This window comes from Domibacillus robiginosus (assembly GCF_000966195.1).
GTDB classification, from domain to species: domain Bacteria; phylum Bacillota; class Bacilli; order Bacillales; family Domibacillaceae; genus Domibacillus; species Domibacillus robiginosus.
This window is the reverse complement of the sequence record NZ_LAHL01000012.1, coordinates 111,353-123,208: the sequence shown is the minus strand read 5'-3', so window position 1 is coordinate 123,208 and position 11,856 is coordinate 111,353. Positions and strand designations below refer to the sequence as shown.

The 11,856-nt window shown below is 42.2% G+C and carries 12 protein-coding genes; all 12 read left to right on the top strand.

What is annotated here, in order from left to right; genetic code table 11:
* The first annotated feature begins 6 nt into the window (after nucleotides 1-6).
* Nucleotides 7-276: a flagellar biosynthesis protein FliQ gene (fliQ, locus tag VP97_RS08940; RefSeq protein WP_050181440.1), complete on the top strand. Its 270-nt coding sequence runs from the start codon at nucleotides 7-9 to the stop codon at nucleotides 274-276.
* A 6-nt stretch (nucleotides 277-282) separates the two neighbouring features.
* Nucleotides 283-1,056 (top strand): flagellar biosynthetic protein FliR, encoded by a 774-nt coding sequence (fliR, locus tag VP97_RS08935; RefSeq protein ID WP_050181439.1) that lies wholly within the window; start codon nucleotides 283-285, stop codon nucleotides 1,054-1,056.
* Nucleotides 1,057-1,060: 4 nt separating this feature from the next.
* A complete protein-coding gene (gene flhB / locus VP97_RS08930; RefSeq protein ID WP_050181438.1) occupies nucleotides 1,061-2,137 on the top strand; it encodes a flagellar biosynthesis protein FlhB in 1,077 nt (358 codons plus the stop codon).
* A gap of 22 nt (nucleotides 2,138-2,159) precedes the next feature.
* Nucleotides 2,160-4,196, top strand: a complete 2,037-nt coding sequence (gene flhA / locus VP97_RS08925; protein WP_050181437.1) for a flagellar biosynthesis protein FlhA — start codon at nucleotides 2,160-2,162, stop codon at nucleotides 4,194-4,196.
* On the top strand, nucleotides 4,193-5,308 hold the full coding sequence (gene flhF / locus VP97_RS08920; RefSeq protein WP_050181434.1) for a flagellar biosynthesis GTPase FlhF: 1,116 nt from the start codon (nucleotides 4,193-4,195) through the stop codon (nucleotides 5,306-5,308). Before flhA ends, flhF begins: the two co-directional genes overlap by 4 nt.
* On the top strand, nucleotides 5,305-6,195 hold the full coding sequence (locus tag VP97_RS08915; protein WP_050181432.1) for a MinD/ParA family protein: 891 nt from the start codon (nucleotides 5,305-5,307) through the stop codon (nucleotides 6,193-6,195). Before flhF ends, VP97_RS08915 begins: the two co-directional genes overlap by 4 nt.
* Nucleotides 6,192-7,286 carry a protein-glutamate methylesterase/protein-glutamine glutaminase gene (locus tag VP97_RS08910; RefSeq protein WP_050181431.1) on the top strand — a complete coding sequence of 365 codons (1,095 nt, stop codon included), beginning with the start codon at nucleotides 6,192-6,194 and terminating at the stop codon, nucleotides 7,284-7,286. Before VP97_RS08915 ends, VP97_RS08910 begins: the two co-directional genes overlap by 4 nt.
* A gap of 6 nt (nucleotides 7,287-7,292) precedes the next feature.
* Nucleotides 7,293-9,329, top strand: a complete 2,037-nt coding sequence (locus VP97_RS08905; RefSeq protein WP_050181430.1) for a chemotaxis protein CheA — start codon at nucleotides 7,293-7,295, stop codon at nucleotides 9,327-9,329.
* 13 nt (nucleotides 9,330-9,342) lie between these two features.
* Nucleotides 9,343-9,780, top strand: coding sequence for a chemotaxis protein CheW (locus tag VP97_RS08900; RefSeq protein ID WP_050181429.1), 438 nt, complete (start codon nucleotides 9,343-9,345; stop codon nucleotides 9,778-9,780).
* A gap of 10 nt (nucleotides 9,781-9,790) precedes the next feature.
* Nucleotides 9,791-10,432 carry a chemotaxis protein CheC gene (locus VP97_RS08895; RefSeq protein WP_050181428.1) on the top strand — a complete coding sequence of 214 codons (642 nt, stop codon included), beginning with the start codon at nucleotides 9,791-9,793 and terminating at the stop codon, nucleotides 10,430-10,432.
* Nucleotides 10,422-10,922, top strand: coding sequence for a chemotaxis protein CheD (locus VP97_RS08890; RefSeq protein ID WP_050181427.1), 501 nt, complete (start codon nucleotides 10,422-10,424; stop codon nucleotides 10,920-10,922). Before VP97_RS08895 ends, VP97_RS08890 begins: the two co-directional genes overlap by 11 nt.
* 121 nt (nucleotides 10,923-11,043) lie before the next feature.
* Complete coding sequence (locus VP97_RS08885) at nucleotides 11,044-11,805, top strand: FliA/WhiG family RNA polymerase sigma factor (RefSeq protein WP_050181426.1); 762 nt, start codon at nucleotides 11,044-11,046, stop codon at nucleotides 11,803-11,805.
* Nucleotides 11,806-11,856: the final 51 nt, after the last annotated feature.

Here is an 11,856-nt window from a genome sequence, read left to right as displayed (position 1 = left end):
GAGAAAATGAATACAGAAATGGTTCTTTCTCTAGCTGAGAAAGGAGTTTACACAACTTTGATTGTTTGTGCGCCGCTTTTGCTTCTCGCACTGGGAATCGGTCTTGCAGTCAGTATTTTTCAGGCTACTACTCAAATTCAAGAGCAGACACTTGCGTTTGTTCCTAAAATTGCGGGTGTCATGATTGGAATGATTTTTTTCGGGCCGTGGATGCTAGAACGAATCATTACATACACTACAGATATTTTTACTAATTTAACGAGATTTGTTGGATAAAAAAGCATGACAGAACTGATGCCAAATCCATCTATTTTTTTGCTTATCCTTGTTCGTATATCGGCTTTTTTTGTTACAATGCCGCTGTTTTCATATCGGACAATTCCAGCACAGCACCGGGCAGCTTTTTCAGTGGTGCTTGCCTGGACGATGTATTACTCGATTGATGCTGCACCGCTTGAAATAAATGGTGAATATATCCTTCTTATTTTAAAAGAAGCGCTGGTCGGGCTCCTGATCGGCCTGGCTGCCTTTATTGTTTTATCGGCCATACAAGTTGCCGGCGGATTGATTGATTTTCAAATGGGGTTTGCTATTGCCAACGTAATAGACCCGCAGACAGGCGTTCAAAGCCCGTTAATGGGGCAGTATTTGTACATGTTTTCTTTGCTTATGCTGCTGGCTTTAAACGGTCATCATCTTCTATTAGATGGTATTTTCTACAGTTTTGAGCTTATTCCAATCAATGAACTGGCTTTTCCATTTGGCAGTCAGGAAACGGCTTATTATATGGCGAGAACATTCAGCAGTGTATTTTTAATTGCTTTTCAAATGTCCATGCCGGTAGTGGCTGTTCTTTTTTTAACCGATATAATGCTCGGTATTGTAGCACGGACTGTGCCGCAGCTGAACATCTTTGTCGTTGGTTTCCCCTTGAAAATTGGTGTAGCTTTTGCAGTCATGTTTATTGTAATGGGTGTGATTTTTACACTCGTTCGTGATTTGTTCGGCATGATGCTTTATACCATGCGGGATTTGATAACTATTTTCGGAGGCTGATAAAATGCTTCAACTAGATTTGCAGTTTTTTGCGGGGGAAAAAACAGAAAAAGCAACACCTAAGAAAAAGCAGGATTCCCGCAAGAAAGGGCAGGTCACGAAAAGCCAGGATTTAAATGCGGCGGTCAGCCTGCTTGTCCTTTTCGGCTTTTTATCTGTGTTTGCTGCTTCAATGGGTAGGAACATCTTTCATATGTTTGAACATTCTCTTGAATCCTATTTATTGATGGATGTGACGGAAGCAAATTTAAAAACAATTGTTTTGGAAATTATGGAACAATGCGTGATGATTCTTGGTCCGTTTATGGCAGCCGCAGTAGCGGCCGGCGTCGTTGCGAATTATGCGCAGGTTGGATGGCTTGTAACAGGTGAACCAATTAAGCCGAAGCTTGAAAAGCTGGACCCAATCAAAGGATTTAAAAGAATTTTTTCTATGCGGGCCATTGTAGAGCTTTTAAAATCCATCTTAAAAATTGGATTTGTCGGTACAGCCGCTTTTGTTATTTTATGGTCAAATATGGATGAAGTATTAAAGCTGGCCCTAAAGCCTATACAGGATACGCTTTCTTTTGTGGGCTCTATTACTGTGAAAATGGGATTAGCTGCCGCAGCAGCATTGCTTGTTTTAGGGGTTTTGGATTACTTTTACCAAAAGTTTGATTTTGAGAAAAGTTTGCGGATGTCCAAACAGGATATTAAAGATGAGCATAAAAACTCAGAAGGTGATCCGCTGATTAAATCTAAAATTCGTCAGACGCAAAGAGAGATGGCTATGCGCCGCATGATGCAGGAAGTGCCGAATGCAGATGTTGTGATTACCAATCCGACTCATTATGCTATTGCGTTAAAATACGATGAATCGAAAAGAGATGCGCCGTACGTAGTAGCAAAAGGAACAGATTTTATTGCTCAAAAAATCAAATTAGTGGCAAAAGAACATGCTGTCATGATGGTTGAAAACAGGCCGCTTGCCCGGGCGCTTCATGACCAAACAGAAATCGGTGATTCAGTGCCGGAAGATTTCTTTAAGGCAATCGCTGAGATTCTGGCTTATGTATATCGAATCAAAAATAAATTGTAATATTTTGTTGGGAGAGAAAAAAATGAAAGCAAGAGACCTCGTCGTTTTACTAAGCGTTATCTTAATCGTAGCTATGCTGATTGTTCCATTGCCAACATGGCTGTTAAGTGTGCTTATCATTATGAATATCTCTCTTGCGCTTCTCGTTTTGCTCATCTCCATGAACATGAAAGAAGCGCTGGAGTTTTCTGTATTTCCCTCGCTCCTTTTATTGTTGACGTTGTTTCGACTTGGCCTGAATGTGTCGACAACGCGTTCCATATTGAGTCATGGTGAAGCTGGGGGCGTTGTCGAGACATTCGGTACATTCGTAGTTGGCGGAAACGTTATCGTAGGTATGGTGATTTTTGTTATTCTGGTTATTATTCAATTTATTGTTATTACAAAAGGTGCTGAGCGTGTCTCGGAGGTAGCGGCTCGGTTTACCCTTGATGCTATGCCGGGAAAACAGATGAGTATCGATGCGGATTTAAATGCAGGAATGATCTCTGAAGCTCAGGCGCGTGAACGGCGTGAGAAAGTCGGCCGTGAAGCCGACTTTTACGGTGCAATGGATGGAGCAACAAAATTTGTTAAAGGAGACGCTATTGCCGGTATTATTATGGTTATTATTAACTTGATCGTCGGCATAGTGATTGGTGTTATGCAGCAGGAATTATCCTTTGGAGAATCAGCTGCCCGGTATTCTCTTCTAACAGTTGGTGATGGAATTGTGTCGCAGGTGCCGGCGCTGCTTATCACAACCGCAACCGGGATCGTCGTGACACGTGCCGCTTCCAATGGGAATTTGGGAGAAGAAATTACTGCCCAGCTTTTACGTTATCCTTCCATGCTGTACATTGCAGCGGGAACCATATTTTTGCTTGGCATTGCTACGCCTATAAGTGATTTACTAACCATTCCGGTGGCAGCAGGACTTGCTTATGGCGGTTACATGATAAACCGTGTACCAAAACAGGACTTGGATGAACAGGTGCCTTCTGAAGAAGAAACAGAAGTGGAAGAATTAAAAAGCCCTGAATCGGTCGTTAACCTTTTAACAGTGGATCCGATCGAATTTGAATTCGGCTATGGGCTAATTCCACTGGCCGATACAAATCAAGGTGGGGATTTGCTGGATCGTATCGTGATGATCAGACGGCAGCTGGCACTTGAGCTTGGACTAGTCATCCCGGTTGTCCGCATTCGGGATAACATTCAGCTTCAGCCAAATGAATACCGCATGAAAATCAAAGGCAGTGAAGTGGCGAGTGGGGAACTTCTACTTGATCATTATCTGGCTATGAGCCCTGGCGAGGACGATGACTTAGTTGAAGGTATTGATACAGTGGAACCTTCGTTTGGATTGCCGGCTAAATGGATTACAGAAGATGCCAAGGAGCAGGCGGAAATCTTTGGTTACACTGTAGTCGATCCGCCAAGTGTCGTCTCAACCCACTTAACAGAAACAATTAAAAAGTATGCAAACGAGCTTTTAGGCCGTCAGGAAACGCAGCAGCTTATCGACCATTTAAAAGAAACATATCCTATTTTAGTGGATGAAGTTACACCAAATCCATTATCAATTGGGGAAATACAGAAAGTACTGTCGAAGCTGCTAAAAGAAAATCTATCGATTCGTAATCTGCCTATTATCTTTGAAACGTTAGCTGACTACGGAAAAATGACTTCGGATACAGATTTACTGACAGAGTACGTAAGACAAGCGCTTGCCCGTCAAATTACGATGCAGTTTGCGGATGAGAGCGGTTCATTAAATGTTATTACACTCTCAGGAAGAATTGAAAAACTGATTGCCGATGGTATACAGCAAACAGAACATGGAAACTATTTGTCTATTGATCCAAATGACTCGCAGCGTATTTTAGAAGCGACTGCTCAGCAGGTTGAACAAGCGTCATTTATGCAGCAGTCGCCTGTTATCTTGTGTTCGCCTGCCATTCGAATGTATGTAAGACAGCTGGTGGAACGGTATTTCCCGCAAATTCCTGTGCTGTCTTATAATGAGCTTGAACCAAGTGTAGAAGTGCAAAGTACAGGGGTGGTGACCATTGAATGAAAGTGAAAAAATACCAGGCTGCTTCTATGCCGGAAGTAATGAAGAAAGTAAGAGCTGAACTAGGACCTCAGGCGGTTATTTTGCAGTCGAAAACAGTTTATTCACGAGGAATTTTAGGTTTATTTAAGAAAAAAAATATTGAGGTGGTAGCAGCCACTGAAGGAGCGGCTACTCCCGTTTCGGAAACACCAGATACAAAGCGGTCTGTGGTACAGGGAAAGCCTGCTTTAGCGATGTCTCATGAATTAAAAAGTGAAATGAACGATATGAAAAAGATGATTAAAGAGCTTCAAAATTCTACTGCTTCTGCTGCATTGTATCCAGAAGAGCTGCAGCCGGCCATTGAGCAATTAACCAGGCAGGGTATAACAAAAGAATTAATAGATCAAACAGCTTCCCATCTGTTTGAAAAATGGCATATAGAAAAAGCGTCTGCAACAGCAAAGCAAATAAAAGAGTGGACACTTCTTTATTTAAAAAGCTGTCTGCCAGATTGGAAGGCCGACCAAAAACACAATAGAAAATATACGTATTTGCTAGGACCAACTGGAGTAGGGAAAACAACCACAATTGCAAAGCTTGCTTCAAAGCAAGTGCTCGAGTCTAATCAAAAAGTGGCCTTCATTACAACGGATACATATCGGATTGCAGCAATCGAACAGCTTAAAACGTATTCCGGACTCCTAAACGCACCAATGAAGGTAGCTTACTCAATGGATGATATGAATCAATGTATAGAAGAATTTCGAGTAATTGACGCTGTTTTCATTGATACAGCGGGCCGAAACTATCTTGATAACCAATATGTAGCAGATCTTCGGCCTTTAATCGGGCAGAAGCCTGCAGAATCTGCTCATTTCCTTGTACTAAGTGCGACAGCAAAAGAAGAAGATTTACATATAATCATTCAAAATTTTTCTTCTGTAAAGATTGATGGGTTTATTTTTACAAAAGTAGATGAAACAAGAACAAAAGGGACTCTTATTAATTTAATGTACCTGTATAACAAGCCCGTCCCCTTCATTTCTAATGGTCAGAATGTACCGGAAGATTTACTTGGATTTTCAACCGAACAACTGGTGAAATATGTTTTTAAGGACTGGGAAATATGAAGGATCAAGCAGAACTGCTTCGCCAGAAAATGCTGCAAAAGTCTGCTTTTTCTGCCGCTCAAAAGCGCAAAGCGGTACGTACTTTAGCAATTGTAAGTGGAAAAGGGGGAGTAGGTAAAACAAACGTTTCCGTAAATCTAGCAGTAGGCCTTGCAAAAATAAATAAAAAAGTTTTGTTATTTGATATGGACATTGGCATGGGTAATATTTATCATTTAATCAATGGGAGTCCTTCTTCTTCTATTGTTGATTTTTTTGAAAATGACTTTCCGATCAGTCAGTTTATCCAAATGGGGCCAGAAGGTATTTCATATATACATGGGGGCTCTGCTTTTTCCTCTTTATTTAGATGGGAGGATTCGTATCAAAAAAAGTGGGTTTCTGCTTTAGAAGCTCTTATGGAAGAATACGATTATTTTATTTTTGACATGGGAGCAGGGGCTACGGAAGAAAGTCTGAATATTCTTCAGGCGGCTGATGAAGTGCTGGCTGTTACCACACCTGAACCGACAGCGATGACAGATGCTTACTCTATGTTGAAATTTATTCACATGAGAGACCGGCAAAAAACATTTTATTTAATTTGTAATCGGGTTGATTCTTTAAAAGAAGGCCGTGAGACAGGCCATCGGTTAAAAAGCACTATGGAAAGATTTTTACATGTAACGCCTGTTTTTCTTGGATCCATTCCAGAAGATGCGAATGTAAGAAAAGCCGTGAAAATGGGCCAGCCATTTCTCCTCTCCTATCCAAAAGCAAAGATTTCATTTTCTTTTCAGCAAATTGTCCGCGAATACGCGGAAGAGCTAGAAGAAATTCCTAATGAAGGGTCTCGCTTTCTCGATAAGCTGCGCCGTTTCTTTAAAGAAAGAGGAGGTTACGAATGAACACAAAAAGGGTTCTTGTAGTGGACGATTCAGCTTTTATGAGAAAACTAATTTCTGAATTTTTGTCTGAACATCCTCAGCTTGAAGTAATTGCATTTGGCCGGAATGGACGCGACGCTGTGAACAAAGTTTTGGAACTGAAACCGGATATTGTAACGCTTGATATTGAAATGCCGGAAATGGACGGGCTGACCGCTTTAAAAACCATTATGGAAAAGCAGCCGTGTCCGGTAGTAATGCTTTCAAGTTTAACGAAAGAAGGCACCGAAACCACCTTGAGAGCGATTGAGCTTGGCGCGGTAGACTTTATTGCCAAGCCTTCAGGCACTATCTCGCTGGATCTTCACAAAATCAAAGATCTCCTCATTGAAAAAGTGCTGGCAGCATCAAAAGCAAATATCAGTATGAAGCCCGCTATGGGAAAAAAACCTGCTGTTATTTCCCCACCGACTGAGAGCGGATATACAGGTGTACACGCCGCGCGTTCCTATATCCGCAGCAATAATAAAATGAATAAATTGGTTTTAATTGCGACTTCTACAGGAGGACCGCGTGCTCTCCAGCATGTAGTAACAAAACTTCCTGCTTCACTTCCAGCTCCGGTTGTAATTGTTCAGCATATGCCGCCCGGTTTTACGAAGTCTCTATCGGAAAGGCTTGACTCGCTGTCTGACGTGCGGGTGAAAGAAGGGGAGGACGGGGAAATTCTTCAAAATGGAACTGTGTATATTGCTCCAGGCGGAAAGCATTTGCGACTGCAAAATTCGGGCAGCTCCATTGTGATTACACTGGATGAAACGCCTCCTGAGGGCGGGCATCGGCCTGCTGCTAATACTACCTTTCGATCAGCTGCTGCGCTTAATAATATAGAAAAAACAGCTGTTATTATGACAGGAATGGGATCAGATGGAGCAGAAGGACTTATCACATTAAAGGAAAACGGTACAGTCACGGCGATAGCGGAAGCGAAAGAAACATGTATTGTTTATGGGATGCCCAAGGCTGCCATTGCCACTCGTCTCGTTGATGATATAGTACCGGTTGATGAAATTGCTTCAGCGATTGTCAAGCATGTATACAATAAGAGGTGAACAGGGATGGATACAAATCAGTATTTAGAGATCTTTATTGATGAAAGCAAAGAACACCTTCAAGCGATGAGCGAACATTTATTGGAGCTGGAAAAGGATCCGGAAAATATTGCAACAGTAAATGAAATTTTTCGGTCAGCCCATACGTTAAAAGGCATGTCTGCCACAATGGGGTATGAAGATTTAGCCAATTTAACCCACAAACTTGAAAATGTGCTTGATGCGATTCGCAATCAGCAATTGTCTGTTTCAGTGGAAATAATGGATACTGTTTTTTCCTCGGTAGATGACCTTGAAGCAATGGTCGAAGATATTGCAGCGGGAGGGGATGGAAAAAGAGACGTTGCAGCTATTGTAGAAAAGCTTCTTGTAATCGAACAGGGAGAATCGGCAGCGTCTGCGGAAGCACCTGAAGCGCTCTCTGCCTCTCAGTCTACAGGTACTCTTTCATATGATGAATTTGAATGGACAGTAATCAATCAATCTAAAGAGCAGGGATTTACTTGCCTGGAGATCTCCGTCTCGCTTCGAGCAGACTGTGTACTAAAAGCGGCGCGTGTTTTTATGGTATTTGAAGTGCTTGAAAAGTGCGGGGAAGTGATCAAGTCTTTTCCTTCTTCAGATCAGCTGGAGGAAGAAAAGTTTGATGAAACATTTACTGTCACGCTTATTACAAAAGAACCGGCAAACGATATTGAGGATAAAATAAAGAAAGTATCTGAAGTAGAACAAATTCAGGTAACAGAAATAACTGCTGTTCCCCAGCCAGAAGCGGAGCCAGTTCCTGAGCCGCCTGTGTCGACTTCAGTCCAGATGGAACCTGTACAGGAAGCAAGCAAGAAACAGCCGGTAGAATTAGAAAAACGCGAGTCAAAATCACCAAAACCGGCTGCTTCCAACAAAACAATACGAGTAAATATTGAGCGTCTTGATATTTTAATGAATTTATTTGAAGAGCTTGTTATTGACCGTGGACGGCTTGAGTCCATTTCCGCAGAATTAAATCATAATGAATTAAATGAAACCGTAGAGCACATGTCGCGCATTTCAGGAGATTTACAGAATATTATTTTGAATATGCGAATGGTACCGGTTGAAACAGTATTTAATCGTTTTCCAAAGCTCGTCCGCCAGCTGTCACGCGATTTAGGAAAGCAAATCAACCTGGAAATTATCGGTGCAGAAACGGAATTAGACCGCACGGTTATTGATGAAATTGGAGATCCTCTTGTTCATTTAATTCGAAATGCAGGGGATCATGGGATCGAAATGCCTGAAGCACGTCTTTCAAAGAGCAAGCCTGCTGAAGGAACCATTAAATTAAAAGCTTACCATAGCGGTAATCACGTATTTATTGAAATTGAAGATGATGGAGCAGGCATTAACAAAGACCGTGTACTTCAAAAAGCTCTTGATAAAGGTATCGTAACAGAGGAGCAGGCACTGGGAATGACAGACCGCCAGATTTTTGAACTCATTATGGCGTCTGGCTTTTCAACAGCTGAAGTGATCTCGGACTTATCAGGCCGCGGTGTAGGGCTCGATGTGGTGAAAACAACAATCGAATCACTGGGCGGCTCGATTACCATCGATTCTGCAGAAGGTGCCGGCTCTATTTTCTCTATTCAACTGCCGCTGACGCTCTCCATCATCTCTGTCATGCTTGTAGAAGTGGAACAAGAAAAATATGCCATTCCGCTGTCTTCGATTATCGAAACGGCGATTGTGAAAAAAGAAGATATTATGAAGGCGCACAATCAGCAGGTTATTGACTTTCGCGGAAAAGTCGTACCTCTTTTGTTTTTAAAGGATATTTTTTCTGTGCCGCACAAAGAACAGGAAGACCGGTTTTATTCTGTTGTTCTTGTTCGAAAAGGCGAAAAAATGGCAGGGCTAGTAGTGGATTCTTTTATTGGACAGCAGGAAGTGGTTTTAAAATCGCTTGGAAACTACCTGTCTAATGTTTTTGCCATTTCTGGAGCGACAATATTAGGCGATGGACAAGTAGCGCTGATTGTAGATTGCAATGCGCTGATCAAATAAGGAGGTGCATCAAATGAGTGAAACCATTGCATCTGAAACAGTAAAAGTGATTGCCTTTCAACTAGTAGATAAGGAATACGCACTTCCTGTTCACCAGGTTTATTCAATTGAGAAATTAATGCATATTACCAGAGTGCCTGGAACCGTTCCTTTTGTAAAAGGAGTCATCAATTTACGAGGTGTCGTAACACCTATTATCGACCTGCGAAGCCGTTTCGGTTTGTCGGATGAGCAATATGATGATTCGACTCGTATTATTATCGCTTCCATCGATGATATTGAAGTCGGTCTTGTGGTAGACGGTGCCAATGATGTGCTCGATATTCCGGTAGATGCAATTGAACCTCAGCCCGAAGTGGTTGGATCACTTGGGGACGAGTATATTACAGGTGTGGCAAAACTTGAAAAAAGGCTTCTTATTATGCTGAGCCTGCAGAAGATTTTTAAATAGGAGCCATGTTATGAGCTATATTGATAAAATCCAGCCTATTCATCTTGATATTTTAAAAGAAACAGGCAATATAGGAGCAGGTCATGCAGCAACATCACTTTCCACCCTGTTAAACCGGAAAATTGATATGAAAGTGCCGAATGTTCGAATTGTTCCCTTTGCGGAAATGATGGAGCTGACCGGCGGCTCTGAAAAAGAAATGGTCAGTGTCAGCTTGCGAATTGAAGGAGAAGCAGGCGGCAATATGTTTTTTATGCTGACGATAGAGGAAGCCGATCGATTTATTCAAAAACTAATGGCTGATGAATCATTTACATTTCGTGAGCAGGATACTTATCCAATCGGTTTTTCCGCTATGCAGGAAATGGGCAATATTTTATCTGGTTCTTACTTGTCTGCTCTGGGAGACTTTACTCGGCTTAAGCTGCAGCCTTCTGTGCCGGAACTTGCTGTGGATATGTTTGGAGCTATTATCAGCTATGGACTGCTTGAAATCTCTCAATATAGCGACTATACCATTGTGATTGATACGATTTTAACAGAAACGGACGAAGAAAATGCTGAGACGGTGAAAGGCCATTTCTTTCTTTTTCTTTCACCGGATTCTTTCCCGGTTTTGTTTGACGCGCTTGGTGCAGGCTATGATAAATAAAACAGGTGAAGTCGTCAAAGTAGGGATCGCGGACATGAATGTTGTAAAGCCGCCGAACGTAATTCGAACTTCAGGGCTTGGCTCCTGTGTGGGCGTTGTTCTTTATGATGAAATCTCACATACGGCTGGAATGGTTCATGTTATGCTGCCGGATTCATGCCTGGCAAAAGCAGATATTATAAACAGGGCGAAATTTGCAGATACAGGAATTCAAGCGCTGATTCATGAGCTTGAAAGACGAGGCATACGGCCAGGCCGATTAAAAGCTAAAATAGCTGGAGGCGCCCAGATGTTTCATTTCAAATCAGGTTCTGACCTCATGAAAATCGGCCCCCGCAATGTAGCAGCTGTAAAAGAACAGCTGCAAATGGCGCATATTCCTATTCTTTCGGAAGACACGGGAGGAAACAGCGGCAGGACGATTGAATTTGATCCTATCACGTTTCTTTTGCATATTCGAACGGTTAACAAAGGGGAACAAACGATTTAATCTAGCAGCGGGCAGATGTCCGCTGCTTTTTAGTGTTATTGTTGGCAAAAGAAGTACTTTTCATTAGAATAAAAGAAAGACTTGCAGCGTGTTGTAGTCGTACGCCGGAAGGAGAGATTGAATGGCACAAAAAATGCCTGAAGACGAGCAAAAACTCTGGGAAAGATGGAAAAAGGACCAGCACCCGGACGCCGGTGATGCATTAGTGGCCCGCTATATGCCGCTTGTTACCTTTCATTGCAGACGTATTGGAGCGGCTCTTCCCAAAACGGTAAGCAGGGAAGAAGTGGCAAGCTACGGAATGACAGGGCTTTATGATGCCCTGTTAAAATTTGAGCCGTCCCGCGACTTGAAATTTGACACATATGCTTCCTTTCGCATACGCGGAGCTATTTTGGACGGTCTTCGAAAAGAAGACTGGCTTCCACGGGCAACGAGAGAGAAATCAAAAAAAATCGAGGCCGCTTCTTCTATGCTCGAACAAAAATATCTCCGTGCTGCTACACCTGAAGAAGTAGCAGAAGAACTTGGCATGTCGACAGCAGAGATCCAGGATGCTATGGCTGAGCACTTCTTTTCTCATGTATTATCGATGGATGAGCAGGTACAGGATCCAGATCAGGCGGAAGCAGGCGGCTTTGTACTGAAAGATCAGCGGACGAAAACACCGGAAGAAGAAATCGTGAAACAAGAGCAAATTCAGGAATTATCCGCCCAAATTAAAAAATTAACAGATAAAGAGCAATTGGTAATTGATCTCTTTTATAAAGAAGAGCTGACACTGACGGAAATCGGTGAGGTGTTAAACCTATCTACCTCGCGTATCTCGCAAATTCATTCAAAAGCTCTTTTTAAATTAAAACAGCAGTTGATCAAGCATTAGCTTTCTGTTAAAGAAGGGCGGGCTATAGATTTTAAATTTGTTGAAATCCAG

Coding starts and splice junctions, on each gene's coding strand:
- fliQ (WP_050181440.1), top strand. CDS start 7: ATGAATACAGAAATGGTTCTTTCTCTAGCTGAGAAAGGAGTTTACACA.
- fliR (WP_050181439.1), top strand. CDS start 283: ATGACAGAACTGATGCCAAATCCATCTATTTTTTTGCTTATCCTTGTT.
- flhB (WP_050181438.1), top strand. CDS start 1,061: ATGCTTCAACTAGATTTGCAGTTTTTTGCGGGGGAAAAAACAGAAAAA.
- flhA (WP_050181437.1), top strand. CDS start 2,160: ATGAAAGCAAGAGACCTCGTCGTTTTACTAAGCGTTATCTTAATCGTA.
- flhF (WP_050181434.1), top strand. CDS start 4,193: ATGAAAGTGAAAAAATACCAGGCTGCTTCTATGCCGGAAGTAATGAAG.
- VP97_RS08915 (WP_050181432.1), top strand. CDS start 5,305: ATGAAGGATCAAGCAGAACTGCTTCGCCAGAAAATGCTGCAAAAGTCT.
- VP97_RS08910 (WP_050181431.1), top strand. CDS start 6,192: ATGAACACAAAAAGGGTTCTTGTAGTGGACGATTCAGCTTTTATGAGA.
- VP97_RS08905 (WP_050181430.1), top strand. CDS start 7,293: ATGGATACAAATCAGTATTTAGAGATCTTTATTGATGAAAGCAAAGAA.
- VP97_RS08900 (WP_050181429.1), top strand. CDS start 9,343: ATGAGTGAAACCATTGCATCTGAAACAGTAAAAGTGATTGCCTTTCAA.
- VP97_RS08895 (WP_050181428.1), top strand. CDS start 9,791: ATGAGCTATATTGATAAAATCCAGCCTATTCATCTTGATATTTTAAAA.
- VP97_RS08890 (WP_050181427.1), top strand. CDS start 10,422: ATGATAAATAAAACAGGTGAAGTCGTCAAAGTAGGGATCGCGGACATG.
- VP97_RS08885 (WP_050181426.1), top strand. CDS start 11,044: ATGGCACAAAAAATGCCTGAAGACGAGCAAAAACTCTGGGAAAGATGG.